This window comes from Pseudoalteromonas prydzensis (assembly GCF_011050055.1).
Taxonomy (GTDB): Bacteria; Pseudomonadota; Gammaproteobacteria; order Enterobacterales; family Alteromonadaceae; genus Pseudoalteromonas; species Pseudoalteromonas prydzensis_A.
Genome location: NZ_DRGM01000048.1, coordinates 1 through 17,793, shown reverse-complemented (window position 1 = coordinate 17,793; position 17,793 = coordinate 1). Strand labels below are relative to the sequence as shown.

Here is a 17,793-nt window from a genome sequence, read left to right as displayed (position 1 = left end):
CTATTCCTTTATTTTATGATGAGGACTGAGCTCTGTAATTAATTTAATACTGGAGATCATCTGATCTAATTGAAAATGTGGCTGTAATTGTAAAACAGAAAAGTAATGCCCTGGATTGGCTTTATTTTCACTGACTTTTATTCTGGCATTACTTAACGGGTACTTACTTCTTATATGCTCGGAGGAGGAGTCTGAAGCCGTTGTATAATTATTTATCCACGCTTGTAGGTCTCGCTCACAAGCTTGTGCCGTGTTATAAGAGCCGACACGGTCTCGAGCTAGTAGCTTTAAATAGTGAGCAAAACGAGATACACACAAAATATATTGCAGCATTGAAGATAAGCGCGCATTAATATTAGCGGCGCTTGATTCATAGTTTTTGGTTTTTTGAACCGATGCATTACTATAAAAAACAATGTGTTCTGTATTAGTCACTGACGATACTGGAATAAAGCCAAGTTCAGAAAATTGCTTTTCAAACTTACTTGTCACTAACAAGTTTAGTGGTGGCTTTGCTTCTTTTTGATAGGTGTCGTTTGCAAAACTGTCTCTCGCCAGCCCTGTAACCAGCCCCTTTGAAATTTTACCCGGCTCAATACCACGAATGTGACCAAACCAGCCACTATCGCAATATGCTCTTATTAAGGTAGATACAAATTGATATGCGGCATTGCCCCAAAGCATATCGCTTTCAGGGTCTTTAATTTGTTCTTTAAAGTAAAAATCTTGATGACGTTTTCCATCATTGCTATATGGCGGTCTAACTAATACATGAGGAAGCGTAAGCCCAATAAAACGAGATTCTTCCATCGCTCGAAAGCTTTGCCATTTAGCGTATTCGGGTTGTTCAAACTGGTTAAATAAGTCTCCGTAATAGCCTAAATCAGAAAAGTTGTCTGCACCAAATAAGTTAGGAGAAGCTGAGCAAATAAATGGAGAGAAAGCAGCGGCAGCGGTTCTAGATATTTCTTTTATTGTGTCTATGTCATTATAAATTGTGCCTGCTGAGCACATGTTACTAATTTCATAATCACCTACTACTACACCAAATGGCTCGCCACCTGCGCTATCAAACTCACTTTGATAAAGTAGTTGAAAAAATAGGCTTTGGTCAAAATCAATAGCTTTGTTTACATCTTTAGAGAGTGTTGCCCAATCGCAGTTCAATACTTTTATTTTTACTTTATTTTCTTTGTCGTATTGTTCGCTTTGAAGTATCAGCCACCAAAGATTACGCCAACTGGCTTCTAGCTTTTGAAATCTATCATTATGAATTATGAGGTTTAATTGTTCAGAAATGAGTTGATCAAGTTCAACAATTACGCGCTGTAAATAAGGACCAAGTGATTCTTTAGTCCAAGATATAGGTGAATCTGAAGAGCCTTCAAGCCATAACAACAAGGCTTTATCTAGGTTTTTTTCGTTTAAAAACCTATCGAGTAAAGCCTCATTATCACTTATTCTAGACTGCGCTTTTTGTACAAAAGCGAAGTCTTGATTTATAAATGAAAACTCTTCGTGATTCATTCTACTGCATTATCCTTAACGCTAAAGATCAGTTTATTAACCGATCTCTGGAATTTTAGCTACAAGACGTAAAGAAGAAGTAAGCTCTTCCATTTGTAGCCAAGGTCGTAACCATGCAACTGCATTGTATGCACCTGGCTGACCTGGAATTTCCTTAACCGATACTTTTGCATCAGCTAGAGGATAACGCGCTCTGATATCTTGACCACCACCCTCAGTCGCATTTACGTACGATAAGATCCAACGGTTTAACCAAGATTCAACATCTTCCGCTTCCATAAAGCTACCAATTTTGTCGCGCGCCATTACTTTTAAGTAATGAGCAAAACGAGAAGTAGCCATCAAGTAAGGTAAGCGAGCCGATATTGCCGCATTTGCTGTTGCATCAGGAGTAGAGTAAATTTGTGGTTTTTGACAGCTTTGGCCACCAAAAAATACTGCATAATCTGTATTTTTGTAATGACAAAGAGGTAAGAAACCTAACTTGCTTAGTTCTGCTTCACGTCGGTCTGTAATGCCAATTTCAGTCGGACATTTAAGATCTGGATCGCCATCATCGCTAGTGAAAATATGCGTAGGAAGACCTTCTACTTTACCGCCACCTTCAGCACCACGTATTGCAGTACAAAAACCATACTGAGCGAATGCTTTAGTCATATTAGTAGCCATAGCATATGCAGCATTACTCCAGCAATAGTCGCTGTTATCAGTGCTTAATGAACGGCCATCTTTTGGCTCTACTTCAAACTCTTCGTAGTTAAATTCTTCAACTGGTTTTGAAGCTGCGCCATAAGGCAGACGAGATAGGAAACGAGGCATTGTTAGTGATACAAAGCGTGAATCATCACTGTCTCTAAACGAGCGCCATTTTGTGTATTCTAGAGATTCAAATACTTTTTCTAAATCGCGAGGTTTAGTTAGCTCTTCCCAATTATCAAAACCAAATAATGAAGGAGATGAAGCTGCAATAAACGGACAGAAACCAGCTGCTGCAACATTAGACATTAGGCTTAATGTTTCAACGTCTTCAGGATGATTAGTAAACTCAAAGTCACCTACGATAGTACCGTAAGGTTCGCCACCTGGAGTACCAAATTCAGATTCATAGATTTTCTTAAATGTTTGACTTTGATCAAATTCAACAGCTTTACTTAAGTCTTTATGAAGTTCTTTTTTCTTCATATTTAGCATACGAATTTTAAGTGTAGCACTTGTCTCAGAATTCATCACTAAATGGTGCAAACCTCGCCAAGAGCCTTCTAACTTTTGAAACTCTTCGCTATGCATAACTACACTTAGCTGTTTAGATATTTTTTGGTCGATTAATTGAATCGCTTCATTAAACGTCACTGTCATGTTTTTGTTCCACTGAACAGTCCCTTTTAAGGCTTCTTCTGTCAGTGTTTTAAGTAACTCTTCTGCACGGCTTGCATCTGTTTGTTTAGTTGCGCCAATTGCTTGCTCTAAAAGTGAAGACGTTGCTTCTGAAGTAGACTCTAATTCAGTACTTAGTTGCTCTGTACTCATTTTTCAGTCTCCTCTATTTTTAGTTCTTTTGCGATAGAGTCTAAGCTTGCTGTATTGCTTAATACTTCTTCAAGTACGTTTTCTAATTCTTCTGAGCGATCAATCTTAGTCATTAAATCGCGTAACTTGTTGCGTGTTTCCATTAATTTACGTAATGGCTCAACTTGATTCACAACAGCTGCTGGCTCAAAATCGTCAATCGATTTAAAGTTTAGTTTTACTTCAAATTCAGAACCATCATCATTAAGCGTATTATCAACTAATAATTTTAGTGAAGGGCTCATACGCTTTAAAACGTCATTAAAGTTTTCACGATCTATTTGCACAAATCGTCTATCTTTAAGTGGTTTTAATGCTTCAGTGTTATCACCAGAGAAGTCGCCCATAACACCAACAACAAATGGTAATTCTTTTTTTACTGCAGTGCCTTCAGTTTCCACATCATAAGTGATGTGTACGCGAGGCTTACGAACTCGTTTTAATTTATCATGGATACTCATAGAGAACTCCTTTTACTTATGTTTCAGTTTCGCTGATTTTAATGCCAGACAACTTAAAGTACCCAGTCCTAGCATCACTATCTGTAATTAATTCATTTAACAATTCAGGTAGCGACAACTCGCTCCATCGAATTACTTGCTCTATGGTGTAAGACATAGGCGAGTGTGGTTCTGTTTTTCTAAAAAAAGATGCAATTTCTTTGAGTTTATCTATCGCACTTTCTCTTGAGTTAATTTCGTTATTAGCTTTTACAGTTTGATTTACAGTAGTTTGACCTTCTTCGTCATCACTGTGAACAACTTCTTGTACCGCATTGAGAGCTGCTTTAGCTTTTTCTGCAGCTTCAAGTTTATCAGCCGCAACATGTTCAACAGCTCCAAGGCTAACTTCTAACGCTTGCTTTATGTTAGACGTTGGCTGAGGTTGACCTGTCACTCTATCCATAACTTCGCTTAATAAAGCAAACTGTTCAATAGCACTTTCGATATCATGCTTCAAAGTCACAAAAAATTCAGTACTGGTTTCTGATGCACTTCTTTCTATGAGTTCATAGTCAACCGCACCTAGATTAAGCTTTTTCTCTCTTTTTTCATCACTTAAACGAGAAATGTCGTAGCCTTGTTGATACTCCCAAAAAGAGTACGATTCCATACTGGAACTGTCTGTCAAGTAGATGCTTTTAATAGGAATTATTAAAGTACCTTCACCAGCAGAGCCATTAAGACCAACTAAAGCTGAAATTTTATCGGATAACTCATCATCGTCATCTAATGACGGATACAGCTTATCAAAATAACTATCGAGCAGATTATGAGCAACCTTAAAACCAAAAGCTAAGCCTTTAAAACCGTGAATACGGCAAAGGCCTTCTATAAACCAAGCTAAATATTCAATATCTTTGCTTTCGTTTTTAATTGCTTTACTGCATTGTTCTAATAAAGGAAGCCAATCTCTTGCTAATGAAGAAATACCTTCTTCATCAACCAACGCATTTCTTTCTGCGGCACGAAGCTGGTTTCTTAAATCTTTTAAGGCGTAATAAGTCGACGTAGGAGAAACATCAGAACGGGGATCAATACCTGCAATCTCGGTGTCTGAAATAGGGGAAATATACTCTTCAAATAAAAACATTCCGTCGTCCTAATAATTATCCATAAAACTCTAATAAAGCTGAGCGGATTTTATATTACATTCTTTATAATAAATTACAAGCCTAGTTACAATTGAGTTTAAACCTTGATTATTGCTTTTACATAAACAATTAGAATATTAATATACTTTAAATTAATAAATGTAATTAAAGTAAAAACTCAAATAAAGTAAACTAAAACAATTTCATTTTAAAATAGAGCTACCTTGAAAACAATGGAATTGTAGCTTCATCTTGAATGTTGAATGTTTCTGAATTATTGCCAGCATAACTTTCATCGTACTTTATTAAAATACACGTTACGTTGTCTCTTGCACCTCTCACTAATGATGAGTGCATTAACGCCATTCCTGAATCAATAATACTACTTGGCTCTAATGACAAACATATGTCTTCATCTGACAATTCGCCGGTGAGCCCATCTGAACAAAGTAAAAATATATCGCCTGTTTTCACTTCATTTTGAATAACGTCCACTTTTACTTCTTCGGTTACACCTACAGCCCTTGTGATTACATTTGATAATGGATGCGTCTTAGCTTCTTCTACTGAGATAATCCCTTCATCGATTAAATCATTTACTTGGCTGTGATCTCTTGATATTTGCCTAAGTTGACCATCTCGCAGCATGTAAGCTCTGCTATCGCCAACCCACAAAACATAGTACTTATTATTTTTTAAAAATAATGCGGTAACTGTACTGCCCGCGGTTTTACTACCTAGATATTGGGCACTGTATTCGTTTAATTGCCTATTAGCATCTTCAATGGCTTCAACTATGTGTGATACTTCTAGTTTTTCAAGTGGAAGCTCTTCAATTTTTGCTCTTAATACATCTACAACAAGTTGGCTGGCAACTTCACCAGCCTCGTGACCACCCATCCCATCTGCGACAACCCATAAGTTATGGCTGTTTATTTCTACATGCGCATCCTCGTTAAGCTGCCTGACAGCACCACGATGGGTAATTGCATAACTTGTACTAAACTTGCTAATCACTATTTCTTACCTGTGTAAAATTCCATTCCCAGTGTTTCCACCTTCCATCTAACATTGCCGCAACTTGATTTACCGCAGGCAAGCCAGGAGTTATAAGTACCATTGGTTTTATGTTGCAAGAGCCATGCGTCCACCAAACACTGTAATCGCCATGTCTTTTTAATAAAAGAGCATGCATTGCATCTTGAAGAACTTCACTCGATAGCTCATCACCTGAAAACTCAAATGCTTCTGCACTTTTATTTTTATCTGCTGAATTTAAAAAGCTAACCTGCTTTTTAACTCCAGATATAGCACTTAAAGACTTAGCAACCTCTTTACGCCAAGAAAACAAATCAACGGAACTATCTAGAACTTTTAATACAGTATCTTCATACTCTAAAGAGAACACACCCGAGTTTAAAACATCAATCGGTGCATGCTCTAGTGTACTTGCAACAGTAAAAGGGTAATGTCGTCCCACGGCATCCATACTCGGAAACAACGTACCCATAACCCCTTTGTCACCAACAATATTTGGCGATAATGCAAAGTGCCATACTGGTCCGGTTAAGTAGTTATCTTGCCATACTTCACCTAGTTGCTCTTTACTCACTGCAATGGCTGCTTGCAGCCATTGCTCCCAATGCTCTGAAAACTCTTTCGATACGTTATCTTGTACAAAGTCACCTAAACTAGGCACTTTGCCAAGATAACCAATATTTATAATCGGGTCGGACATGAAAACTTCTCTACACTTTTGTTCCAAAATGGATGCCTGATTGATTTAGGCAATAACTCGACTTTCGCATTGTTCCCCATGAGTGAAAAATGTAACTCTAAGTCTTCACGTGTTTTTGCTCTTTTAGCACTTAACTCGTCTAACATACGATATAGCGACCATTCACCTTGGTAAGTTGTATTAATAGGGCGACCACCACTTGGAGGAGTAAATTCAATCCGAGTATTACTTTGCCCTGTTGATCCTGGCCATACAAAGTTAGTTATTTTGATTGGCCCATGACGATATGACATAGATTGCCCATCAATTTCGACCCTGAACTTTGATACTGATTGATCTAATTCTACAGTCCTTAAACCAAACTCAATTCTTGGTGTTGCACTACCGCCATCAAAAAAGACAGTTTGAATTTGATTAGCAAGCTCAAACATCGCTAATGTATCTCGGCTAATGCCTATATCTTTTTCAAATTTCCATGGCGTTGAGCTCATATCTACACTTGGCGCAATATAGTTTGTGAAAAAGCTATCAATTGTTCCTCCAGGGCCGAAGAATCGAGTGAAATCTTTCATATTCACTTCTTTATCTGCGTATGGAGAGAACGGATAACGGCCAACAATTGCAGCGTTATATTCGCGTAACACCTTACTTTTCCACATCTCGTTTAAGTGTCTGTTGGCACTATTTTTAGTTATATTGCTAGTATCACGACTGATATCTAACAACCAACTATTAAACGGATAAGGTAAGTCTCGGCTTTGGAACTCAAGTTGACGAATAAAGCTTGGCTTACTTTTACCGCTAATTTGATCTTTAATTGACGACTTTAACTGATCGCCTCTATCAAGTTTGGTTAAGTAAACGTTTAACTCTCTTAGGTTTTTCTGAATATTATCTAATTGTTGAGCATCAATATTTATTACATCTTCAAAAGCTTCTTCAACTTGATGACCCGGTAATTTAATATCAAATTTAGGGGCTTCGTCAGGTAAAAATCGTTTGATACGATTAGCCTTTGTTTGCATAGCAATTTCAGCAGCATTTGCTGCCACTTTACCTGCAGCCTTTTGATTATCAGATACTGGTAATTTAGTTAGCTGCACATTTTTTTGAACAGCAGTGATAATATTTTTAATAGGAGCTTCAGAACCCGCTAGAGCATCAGTGATATTAACCCCCTCAGCAGGAGAGCTATATTGATTAAGGCTCAAATCATCAATAAATGATTGCCAATAATAGATATAATCTTGAAAATATCGCTGCTCTAGCTTTTTCTCTATTTCATCTTTAGAAATATCGTAGGTACCCGTGGCCTCTTCACCATACACCCAGCTACTTGCCATTAAATTACCAAGCATTTTACTTTTCTCAACATTAAAAATGCCGTGGAAACCATTAAATGTATATAAGCCAGGGATACTTCGCGTAAGCTCACCGTCATTTCTAAAAGTAAATTTTTGCGCACTTTCGAAACTAATAATATCTGTAAGCCTAAATGGCGGGATACTGCTATCTAAGAAGTCGGCTTGAAGTCGTTGGTATGCTCGCTCAGCAATTGGTAGCTTAGTTAGCTCAGCTCGTGCAACACGCACTGCTTGATTATCAATTTCAATTTGGCTAACACCGTTTTCAAGTAATGTAGCAACATGCTCCATCAGCTCTACTCTGGTTTGCATATTTTTATCGCCTGGTAAATTACGTTCTAAATACGCGTTAAACCATACCGTTATATCTTCGCCTTCAAAGTATTCAGGCTGAAACAACATGAGGTAACACTTCAGTGTTTCGTATAAATAACTCAAGTGCTCAGGATGAGCTTCCATTTCTTTAATTAAGGTACTTGCAATAAACGGTTCTAAATACGTTTGCAATGAACGGTCGTAGGCTTGTGTAGAAGCCATTTTTATTTCATTTAGTTTGTTAAACCCAATTGATTTAGACTCTTGTGTATTAACAAGTTCAGGGTTGCTTGCAGGTAAGTTTCTAAGAGCTTTTAATCTGTCGTTTAGTACCAATAAGTTATTACGATCAAATGAGGCGGTATCAAGCTCTTGGTACGTTGCAATCGCATCCTCAGTCTCTGAAATTAAGTTACTATTCCAAGCAAAACTAAAGTACCACGATGTTGAAAAACCAAATAAAGCTATGCATGCAAGCGATATGCTACCAACACGAAGCCATTTATTTTGTTTGTCATGATGTTTGTTAGTGCTTGCTAAGTTTTGCTCTGGAAAAATTACACCTTCTAATACATTCTTTATAAAAAAGCTTTTAGATTGGTTAATGTATCCAGATTCGCCTGCGTTTGCTTCGTTTAAAAAGCTTGATGGCGTACCTTCTTGCGTTGCACTTGTAAGATAAACACCACGAAACATTGGTAGTTCTTCGTATGCATTAGGAGTGAATATTTCTTTTAAAAAAGCATCTCCTACACCTTGTAGCACACGAAGCTGCCTTGGGAATTCGAATATTTTAGCGCGAATTTCTTCGTTTCTTTCATTAATTAATCTACGATTTAACATCTCGGTTAATTTAGAAATTAATGTGTGAAATTCTTTATTAAATGCATCTACTTGCGTGTCTTTATCTAAATCAAGTTCAAAGGTTACGCCCCAGACCTGCTCACATTCTTCTTCAGTTAATTCGCCAAAAAACTCTCTAAAGCCTTCTATTAAATCAACTTTAGAAAAAATAACGTAAACAGGAAAAGTCATGCCTAATTGGCTTTGTAGCTCTTGTAATCGTTGTTTAATAGCGCGAGCATGTAGGTTTCTCTCAGTTTTGGTCTGGCTCATAAGCTCAGAAATACCCATACTGATCATTACACCATTAATCGGCCTAAGAGGACGGTACTTACGAAGTAATCCTAAAAAGCCTTCCCATGCACGTGAATCATGCTTTGCGTGGCTGCTTTGGGTCGTGTAGCGCCCTGCAGTGTCAATTAAAACAGCTTTATTGGTAAACCACCAATCACAATTACGCGTACCGCCAACACCATGAACTAAATCAACTCCCAGCTTATCTTTTAGCGGGTAATCAAGCCCTGAGTTATGAATAACGGTAGTTTTGCCTGCCCCTGGCGGTCCTATCATTATGTACCAAGGCAGCTGGTAAATGTTTTTACCTTTGAACAGCTTTACATCTTTTAAAAGATCGATAGCTTCGTTCATTCGCGTTTTAAGCGTGGTAATTTCTTCATTTACTTCAGAGCTATTTGTATCGCTATTACTATCAATTAACTCATCAGCCATTTTTTCGTCTCGTTTGCTTTGTTGCATAAGACGATAAATTTTAGACACAGAAAAAACCAATAAAACCAATATAATAGTAAACAGTCTTGCTGCAATACTTTGTAGTGGTACATAGTCAGCTATCGCTATTAATGGGCCGCCAAACCAAATTAGTAATGATAAAGCCAAAAAGCCAATAACTAGCATTGCCGTACGAGATGTAAGTGCGTAGGTCACTTTTTTTATTTTTTGTGAAAAACTCATTTCAGCCTCTTAAAATAATAAATCGATTTCAATTCGTCGGTTAAGTGACCGAGAAGCTGAATCTGAATTACTGGCAATAGGCTCTGCTGCGCCCTTACCTTCGGGCCATAAACGCCCACTGAGGTTTGTACTTTTAGCCATAGAGTTTGCAACTTGCGTTGCGCGCGCTAAAGAAAGGTGCCAATTTGAAGGATATTTATCAGTTCTAATTGGTGTATCGTCTGTGTGGCCAGTTATTAAAATACGTCCTTTAGTTCCTTCAAGGCTCAATGCTAGCTTTTCTAAAATAGGTTGAAATGAAGGTAATAATTTAGAGTCACCTTGGTTAAAAAGGCTCTCACTATTAATAGAGATTCTGATTCTATCGATATTTTTCTTTATCGTTACAATCCCCATTTGAATCTCAGTTTGTAATAGCTGCTCTAATACAAGTAGCTGCTGATCCTTTTTGTCTATTGCTTGGTCTTCAGCTAGAGGATGAATGATAGCAAGCTTGTCATTAACAGCCGTAACATCATCATTTAGCTTCATATTTATAAATAAATAAACAGTAAGTAAAAGTAAGCCCAGAACAGAAAAAATAACCCACAACGGCACCTGATTTCTTAATTCTACACCAGCGGCTACTCTTTGCTTCCAGTTAGGAGAAAGCTTATTATTGATTGGCCCATCTAATTGATTTAATAGGTGGTACATTTGTGAGCGGTATTCTTCTACTTTATTATCACCCACAGTATCTAACCTGTACTTACCTTTAAAACCTAAATTTAAACAGTGGTACTGAAGCTCTAAAAAGGCTTTGTGTTGCTCTGGCTGAGACAATGCATTGTCTAGTAAAGTATAAAAGTACTCTCCGCCAAAGGTCTCTTTATGAAATGTTGAAAGCAAGCTTTCGTCAGCCCATTCCATAGAGCTCCATTTAGAATTTAAAACAGACTCATCTAAAATTGCACATAAGCAATAACGGGAGTTTTTGATTACATCTTTTGATAGGTTTTGATTACGAACTTCGACTTCAAAGCGTTTAATAGCCTCTACACATCGATGCTTTAAAGCAGCTAAGTTAGTCATCTCAACTGATTTTCTAATTGAAATAACCAATGAAAAGCAGTCTGTTGCTGCTTCCATTAATGGGTTTTTAAATATAGATACCTTTGCATTACTAGGAATACTACTTGCAACAGGCTCAACAGACATGACTGTTTTGTCTGGATCATTATCTACTTGATTATTATTTGAGGCATCACGCCCTAATCGACCAGGACGTGGTTTTATAATGGTTTCGTCCATTGAAACTCTTCCTTTTAAAAGTTAAGTTCTTATTGCCCATAGGCTTAGTTGTAACTCGGGGTAACTTCCTGACAAGTGAATAGCAATACCACCACTTGAATGAAGTTTTGCCCAATGCTCACCATGTTTATTTAATTCAAAATAATGAAAACCTGCATGGTAAGGAATTTGACGCGGTGCAGTTGGTAAGTTACTGATTGTAATACCTGGGATCTGATTGTTTACTAAATCTCGGATCGTCTCAACGCTACCTATTTTTATTTGAGAAGGTAATATCTTACGAAGCTCTTCGTGAGGAACACTCGCCTTAATAGCCAATATAAATTGACCTGAGCTAAGTACAGATTTGTCTTTGAGCGCACCAAAAGAAATACCAAACTTGCTCTGCTCTAGCTTTATTTCTGTTGCAGTTTGCTCGATTACATGACTTAAAGATTGATATAAAAAGTTTACGACTTCACTAAATACAGGACCTAAATTTTTATGATCGTACTTAGGTAATTTAGGTACTCTTTTGTTTACTGTACTAAAAGTAGATAGCTCACCTGCAAGCTCTATTAAACGTGTATAAAGAATATTTGGGTGAAGGTTATTAACTGATAACAGGTTTTCAAAAACAGCGTCATACTTATTTAGTGTTTGCAGCATAATAAAATCAGCTACAGATGTGCTCCCCGCATAGCCTTGGCACAACCTAACAGCGATACTTTCTGAGCGCTGCTTTATCATTGAGCCAATTTCTCTCACTAGACCAAGTAATGGCTTACACTGACCTACTTTTAATGAAGCTGGAATATACTTTGAATCGAGCTTAATTTGCCCTTCGCTACTTACTTCAACAATGCGTGCTAATGGCAATAATATATAGCCAGCGTGATCGTCTGATGACAATACTAGCTTACTAAATACCTTAGCTACTTGAATAATTTCTTGAGCTTGCGCACCTAAAGAGTCATCGCTTACTGATAAGTCATTAAGTTTATAACGCGTAACAATATCCTCATCCAACGATGAAATATTAATACCACTGGCTTTTAGAGCAGGAACCGCTAAATAAATTATTTCGTCATAAACATCTTTGCCAACCACTAAAGGCTCAGGCAAAGAGGTTGATTGAGGCATATCGATAGGTAACAAATCAGGAGTAATAGCTGACAATGACTCAATAGCAAACTGGCCTGAACTTAATAGTTGAGTGTCAATACTTATATCAAGTATGCCCCAAGGATCTGCTAAGTTCCCATTACAAATTTGCTTAATTAAATGCGAAAAGTGCTTATCTGACTGCTGAAAGTGTTGCGGCCTTAAGAACATCCCTTCGGTCCAGGCAACACGAGTGTTATCACTCATTATACAAATCCTTTTTATTGCTCTCTCATGTATGTAGCAATTGCTTCAACATTTACATCTATATCGTCATAGCCAGTTGGGTCAACTTCGATTACAGCTCTCCATCGTGCTTGATCTATATTTCTGTACGCTACAACAACACCAACATATCGTGTATTGCGGTTTAAGGTCATTTTATATTCTTGAACAGAGTTTGGCTGTAATTCTAATTCATCTTTCTTTAATAAGTCTGGGCCTAATTGTTTTTCAGGTGTTTCATACAAGCTAAAGAAATCCTGAGTATCAAAAATTGTCCTCGAGCTCAACTCAAAAATTTTCATTACTACCGGTGAAGGTCTATCCGACGTGTCTGGGTTTACATTTTTAGACACATTAATTTTTAGATCCGTAGAAGGAGGCACAAACTTATTAACAGTTGAACAACCCATGGCTAAAAACAGTAAACTGAAACTCATTAAAAAGAGCTTAAATTTGTTCATTATCTACTTTCCTTTCTAGAACGATTCTTTAATTCTATCGTTGTATGCTTTTAAGAAATCATCCGACAATGCCATAGCTCCCTTACTATTTACATCATGAGATAACTCATCATATAAATTTTGGTATAACTTCCAGCACTTAGACTCTGTTTGGCCAGGGATGATTTTTAATACGTTAGAATTATCATTTATTTGTTGATTTATATGTTGGGGAGAAACTTGCTCTAACATCCCTTTTAATACGCCGTCAGCTCCTGCTAATAAAGCATGTTCATGTCTTCGCGTATCAACAAAGCTTTCTTTGATTGATTCTTGAGACGACAGGAAGCTTGCACTATTTCTGATGAATAAATTCTGAATAACGTCATCAATATCTGCCGAAAACTTAATTGGGTTATTTTGTTGAGTTTGAAACATCGTTTGGTTTAAACGCAATTGGTTTTTTACAAGCGCTCTTTGGCGAAGAGACTCCATCAACTCGGTCAGTAATAGATTTAACCCTTGGCCCATTTCAAACCAAAGTTCTTGTGAGTTTAATGAATTTTGTAACTCAGCTTTAACCCCCAACCCGTTTAAAAAAGCATCAGTTAAAGCGGTGTCTTCATTATGTGATGTTGGATTTTTTTGCACTACTGGTTTATGAGCAGGCTTTACTGCTTGAGGTTTAGTTACAGGCGTATCTAGTACTGGTGTATTAACTGAAATTTGCTGTTCAACAGCTGGTTTTTGTTGTGGTTTACTTACAACGGGTGCTTGTTGAGTTACAGCGCCAGGGTTCATTAAGTGAGCAAGCTCATCCCAGTTCTCAGGTATTTGGTTTGCTGAATTATCGTCAGCTGCCTGAGTCATAGAAACCGCAGGCATAGACTCATCCATTATTGATTCATTAAAGTACTGTTCTGGATCAGAAAAATGCTCAGTAGGATGCTGATAAGATCTTGCTGGCTCTTTGCTAATACTAGCTGCTGCACTTAAATTACCATAATCGGTATCAGGTGTTTTTTCATTAGTAGCTAATTTCACCTCTATTTGAAAATCACCCACGGTGATCGTATCACTATCCGACAAGCGTTGTTTATTACCTTGACCTAATGGAGCTACGCCAAAATTTACAAAAGTACCATTTGTAGATGTGTCGTAAACATAAAAGGAATCACCCTCTTTTACTATGCGTCCGTGCTTACTAGAAATGATTTTTTCAGGATCCGGAAAATGCCAATCACATACTTCTGAACGGCCAAATATTAGAGAGTCTTTTACTGTTTTAGTTGCTTCAATTTCTGGAGAGAGTCTATGATAACTAGTGATGTTTAGTATCAGTTCCATTTGATAAGTTAGTCCCATAAATCTACATTCTCATTAGGATAAAGTAGAAGAGAAACTATTGTCAACATTGAAATTAATATATAAAAATATACTCAACCATACAAAAGCTCAAATTTAAATAAATTAAATTAAACAAAACCTCTATAAAAAAGCCCTTTCAAAACTTACAAAAGATATTTTGTATGTTCCCATTTAAAAAATTGCTATTTAATAATTAGCATTACATTTTATTCATTTTAAGCACATAGAAGTGTTATAAAGCAATGCCTGTAGGCCTACACTGTTTATAAAAACAAATAGCAATTAAACGATATTTCAAAAATTACTATAAAAGCTCTAAATTTTTTAAAGTTTTGTACGAAAGTTCTGCTATAGAAACATTGCTAAGTTAGCTAATTTTTGTAAAAATACGGCACTTATCAAAGGGAGAATTGATAAAAATAAAAAACTCACCTTTGCGATTATTTTAATATGCACAATAAAAGGATTTATAATGAGCGGTGTCAACAGTTCTAATGATAAAACGCAGATAGCTTCACTTGACTCAAAACTTCGCACGTCAAAAGCAATAAATAAATTAAACCTTATTGGTAAAAAAGTATCGGATCGCTACTTAGTTGAAGAACTTATTGGCCAAGGTGGTATGTGTTACATTTACCGAGCCAGAGATTTATTTTTAGAAAGTGCGAGTCGTCCTGAAGTTTTTGTAGCGATTAAAGTATTGTTAGAAGAGTTTTCTCATTCTGAAGAAGCTATTTCACTTCTTAAAGATGAAACAACTAAAACACAACAGCTCTCTCACCCTAATATTGTAAAAGTATATTCTGCAGGCTCTGATAATGGTTTACATTATGTAACCATGGAATTAGTAGAAGGCGAAACGCTTGAGCAAATAATCAAGCGCAATAAACCCTCTGGAATGGTTTTCAAAAAAGCGAATGTAATTCTTAACCAACTTGCCGATGCATTAATTTATGCCCATTCTCGTGGCGTTATTCATAACGATTTAAAACCATCAAATATAATTTTCGATTCTAATGGTAGCCTTAAGGTACTCGACTTTGGCATTGCAAAACACAAAACCATTGAAGATGCCTATGCAGTTAAAAGCGAATCAAGCTTAGGTACTGTAGGGGGCTATACACCAACTTATGCAAGTCCTGAACAACTTAAAGGTGCTGCAGCATCCGTTAAAGATGACGTTTTTTCTTATGCGTGTATTGCCCTAGAATTATTGAGTAGCAAACATCCATATAATCGCGTTGCAGCAGACACACTCCCTAAAGATACATCGGCAAAACGCCCTAGTAACTGCCCTTTATGGTTGTGGGGCACGCTTAATAAAGCAATTTCTTTAGATGCAGCAAAAAGAACTGATTCGTTAAAGCCTGTTTTAGATAAGCTTCAAAGTAACTTTAAACCGGCAATAGCACTTGCAGCCAGTACTGTTGTGTTAGCCCTTTTGGCTGGTCAATACTATCTATCAAATACAAATAATATAAAGCAGCTTGAAGCTAAATTAGATAATGCAAAAGCAATAAACCAACAAGTAGAAACATGGATGTCTTGGAATGGACCGGAGATTCTAAACAAGCTTGCAGAAATCCCACCTCAATACGAGGTATTAAAACAAGGCTTATTAAGATCTAATCAAGCTAATATTCTACAACGTTTTGATTACAGAGCGAATCAAATCAATACAAGCGCTAACAAGTTTAAAGACTTTGATGAAACAATTAATGTTTATAGTAAGGCCTTGGAGTATTACCCAGATTCAGAAAAGCTATCGGTACAACTCGAAAGCATTTTAAGAGAGCGCCAATCAATAATTTCAGATATTACTTCTCGTATTGATTTGTTACTTGAGCAATCTCGCTATAGTGAACTGGACAATAATAGTATTCCACAATTAATCAATGATTTAAGTGTAGTCGATAGCACCTACGTTTATCGCCCGTCTGAAGTACATTTTGATAACTATAAACTTGCCTTAGATAAAGCTATTGAAGAAGATGATGTTATCACGCAAAAATCTTTACTTAATGTTGGTAAAGCTATTTTCACCAATAATCAAAAAAACGAACTTGGCTTTGCCAATCTGCTAAAAAGAGAGTCGGCGATAGATGCTTTAACGCTTTACCAAAAGAAAGTAAACCTAGGTGAGCCAGCTGATTTTCCTACTGAAGATGCCATCGTATTTTACGGTCCTAGATTTGATAGATACACACAAAAACTAGAGACTATTGAAGAGTACAAAGATTTATTAGATTTTGAAGAATTAATCAATACCGAGTCTGCAACATTACCTAAAGACTTTTCATTACTCGTTTCTTTAAAACAAGAATTATCTAGACGCTATATCACTATGGCAAATACGTTAATGAAAAGAAAGATGTACCGCACAGCAGAACAATTAGTTGAAAGAAGTGAAGCTATTACTCAATCTCTTGATAATGTAATGCTTTAAACAACTATTTTATTTCGTGAGCATCACCAAATAACTAAAAATATATTAAACTAACAAACGTTTTGTTTTAACAAACGAAGGTCAAGGACGACGGGTTGAGCGATCATTTTGCATAAACTCCTCCAAGATTTTTCGTAATTATCACTATTTAAATGAGTTTATGGAGTACCTATGAAAAAGATAAGCGCACTAGCGGCATTACTAATACTAAGTGGTTGTTCAACTACATCGTCTGTAGATGAAACGCAGCAACTTGCAAAAGAAGAAGCAGTTCAAGTACAAGAAGAAATTGTTGAAGCTGTAGCACCTATTTCATTAACTGTAATCACTAACCCTAGTGATGCACGCGTACGCATTATGAACATTGCGCCTGTGTACCAAGATGCTATTGAACTTAAAGAAGGTAAGTATGACGTTGAAGTAAGCAAGCCAGGTTACTTAACTTACCGCAAGTGGGTTGTAGTCGATAAAAAGACAATTTTAACAGTAAATTTAGATGAAGTAGCAGCAACTGAAGCGGCTAACTAGTCCAATATCTAAACTTTAATTATGCCTTTGAACATTTCACATGTATTAAAGGCATAATTTTAAACTACACAAAAAAATATAATCCCCCCATAGCCGCAACATTCACTAAAACACATAACCACAACACAATAATAAAACGTCGCTTTTGCGATTTATGACGAAGTAATTGTTGAGCAAGTAATGCCCCTGGCCATCCTCCAAATAATGCAAGAAGCTGCAGTGTGCGCTCTGGTGTGCGGTTTACTTTTGTATGTGAAGAGCGTTTAGCTTGTCGCTTATCCCACGCGTACATAAAAAAAGTTATAGCACTTAATACACTTATATAACCAGGTACATATATTGGTATATAAACGGGTAAGTATTGCAGTGGGTAAGCCAGCCAAATGGCAGCTAAGTAAAGTAATGAGAACGTTATTAATATTTTCTTTATCAAT

General features: G+C 36.8%; 14 protein-coding genes. 2 read left to right on the top strand and 12 right to left on the bottom strand.

The genetic code is table 11. The features are described 5' to 3' along the window. The 11 genes from tssC (ENH88_RS04225) to tagH form a co-directional block, all read right to left on the bottom strand. Window positions 1-1,527 (bottom strand): type VI secretion system contractile sheath large subunit, encoded by a 1,527-nt coding sequence (gene tssC / locus ENH88_RS04225; protein ID WP_304179843.1) that lies wholly within the window; start codon window positions 1,525-1,527, stop codon window positions 1-3. A 36-nt stretch (window positions 1,528-1,563) separates the two neighbouring features. Next, on the bottom strand, window positions 1,564-3,054 hold the full coding sequence (tssC, locus tag ENH88_RS04220) for a type VI secretion system contractile sheath large subunit (protein ID WP_024598492.1): 1,491 nt from the start codon (window positions 3,052-3,054) through the stop codon (window positions 1,564-1,566). Beyond that, window positions 3,051-3,554 carry a type VI secretion system contractile sheath small subunit gene (gene tssB, locus ENH88_RS04215; RefSeq protein ID WP_024598491.1) on the bottom strand — a complete coding sequence of 168 codons (504 nt, stop codon included), beginning with the start codon at window positions 3,552-3,554 and terminating at the stop codon, window positions 3,051-3,053. Before tssB ends, tssC (ENH88_RS04220) begins: the two co-directional genes overlap by 4 nt. Window positions 3,555-3,570: 16 nt before the next feature. Then, window positions 3,571-4,686 (bottom strand): type VI secretion system protein TssA, encoded by a 1,116-nt coding sequence (gene tssA / locus ENH88_RS04210; RefSeq protein ID WP_024598490.1) that lies wholly within the window; start codon window positions 4,684-4,686, stop codon window positions 3,571-3,573. 220 nt (window positions 4,687-4,906) lie between these two features. Beyond that, complete coding sequence (locus ENH88_RS04205) at window positions 4,907-5,704, bottom strand: PP2C family protein-serine/threonine phosphatase (RefSeq protein WP_076924336.1); 798 nt, start codon at window positions 5,702-5,704, stop codon at window positions 4,907-4,909. Continuing rightward, window positions 5,697-6,425 (bottom strand): type VI secretion system-associated protein TagF, encoded by a 729-nt coding sequence (gene tagF, locus ENH88_RS04200; RefSeq protein ID WP_197184742.1) that lies wholly within the window; start codon window positions 6,423-6,425, stop codon window positions 5,697-5,699. Before tagF ends, ENH88_RS04205 begins: the two co-directional genes overlap by 8 nt. Further along, window positions 6,407-9,919: a type VI secretion system membrane subunit TssM gene (tssM, locus tag ENH88_RS04195; RefSeq protein ID WP_197184741.1), complete on the bottom strand. Its 3,513-nt coding sequence runs from the start codon at window positions 9,917-9,919 to the stop codon at window positions 6,407-6,409. Before tssM ends, tagF begins: the two co-directional genes overlap by 19 nt. 9 nt (window positions 9,920-9,928) lie before the next feature. Then, on the bottom strand, window positions 9,929-11,209 hold the full coding sequence (gene tssL, locus ENH88_RS04190; RefSeq protein WP_076924339.1) for a type VI secretion system protein TssL, long form: 1,281 nt from the start codon (window positions 11,207-11,209) through the stop codon (window positions 9,929-9,931). A gap of 21 nt (window positions 11,210-11,230) precedes the next feature. Next, entirely contained in the window at window positions 11,231-12,559 is a 1,329-nt protein-coding gene (gene tssK / locus ENH88_RS04185; RefSeq protein ID WP_076924340.1) for a type VI secretion system baseplate subunit TssK, read from the bottom strand. A 14-nt stretch (window positions 12,560-12,573) separates the two neighbouring features. Continuing rightward, window positions 12,574-13,038, bottom strand: coding sequence for a type VI secretion system lipoprotein TssJ (tssJ, locus tag ENH88_RS04180; RefSeq protein WP_024598484.1), 465 nt, complete (start codon window positions 13,036-13,038; stop codon window positions 12,574-12,576). Window positions 13,039-13,053: 15 nt separating this feature from the next. After that, complete coding sequence (gene tagH / locus ENH88_RS04175) at window positions 13,054-14,364, bottom strand: type VI secretion system-associated FHA domain protein TagH (protein ID WP_197184740.1); 1,311 nt, start codon at window positions 14,362-14,364, stop codon at window positions 13,054-13,056. 493 nt (window positions 14,365-14,857) lie between these two features. Between tagH and ENH88_RS04170 the strand changes: the two genes are divergently transcribed. Then, the gene (locus tag ENH88_RS04170) at window positions 14,858-16,831 is read left to right on the top strand and encodes a serine/threonine protein kinase (RefSeq protein WP_197184739.1); all 1,974 of its coding nucleotides are present in this window, start codon (window positions 14,858-14,860) and stop codon (window positions 16,829-16,831) included. A gap of 171 nt (window positions 16,832-17,002) precedes the next feature. Further along, the gene (locus ENH88_RS04165) at window positions 17,003-17,359 is read left to right on the top strand and encodes a PEGA domain-containing protein (RefSeq protein ID WP_024595403.1); all 357 of its coding nucleotides are present in this window, start codon (window positions 17,003-17,005) and stop codon (window positions 17,357-17,359) included. A 64-nt stretch (window positions 17,360-17,423) separates the two neighbouring features. On the opposite strand, the gene ENH88_RS04160 is transcribed toward ENH88_RS04165, so the two are convergent. Continuing rightward, on the bottom strand, window positions 17,424-17,792 hold the full coding sequence (locus ENH88_RS04160; protein ID WP_304179825.1) for a DUF1294 domain-containing protein: 369 nt from the start codon (window positions 17,790-17,792) through the stop codon (window positions 17,424-17,426). Window position 17,793: the final 1 nt, after the last annotated feature.

Bases quoted from the DNA above. Each gene is read 5' to 3' on its own strand.
- tagF (WP_197184742.1), bottom strand. From the start codon at position 6,425: ATGTCCGACCCGATTATAAATATTGGTTATCTTGGCAAAGTGCCTAGT.
- tssC (WP_024598492.1), bottom strand. From the start codon at position 3,054: ATGAGTACAGAGCAACTAAGTACTGAATTAGAGTCTACTTCAGAAGCA.
- tssB (WP_024598491.1), bottom strand. From the start codon at position 3,554: ATGAGTATCCATGATAAATTAAAACGAGTTCGTAAGCCTCGCGTACAC.
- tagH (WP_197184740.1), bottom strand. From the start codon at position 14,364: ATGGAACTGATACTAAACATCACTAGTTATCATAGACTCTCTCCAGAA.
- tssJ (WP_024598484.1), bottom strand. From the start codon at position 13,038: ATGAACAAATTTAAGCTCTTTTTAATGAGTTTCAGTTTACTGTTTTTA.
- ENH88_RS04170 (WP_197184739.1), top strand. From the start codon at position 14,858: ATGAGCGGTGTCAACAGTTCTAATGATAAAACGCAGATAGCTTCACTT.
- tssL (WP_076924339.1), bottom strand. From the start codon at position 11,209: ATGGACGAAACCATTATAAAACCACGTCCTGGTCGATTAGGGCGTGAT.
- tssM (WP_197184741.1), bottom strand. From the start codon at position 9,919: ATGAGTTTTTCACAAAAAATAAAAAAAGTGACCTACGCACTTACATCT.
- tssC (WP_304179843.1), bottom strand. From the start codon at position 1,527: ATGAATCACGAAGAGTTTTCATTTATAAATCAAGACTTCGCTTTTGTA.
- tssK (WP_076924340.1), bottom strand. From the start codon at position 12,559: ATGAGTGATAACACTCGTGTTGCCTGGACCGAAGGGATGTTCTTAAGG.
- ENH88_RS04165 (WP_024595403.1), top strand. From the start codon at position 17,003: ATGAAAAAGATAAGCGCACTAGCGGCATTACTAATACTAAGTGGTTGT.
- tssA (WP_024598490.1), bottom strand. From the start codon at position 4,686: ATGTTTTTATTTGAAGAGTATATTTCCCCTATTTCAGACACCGAGATT.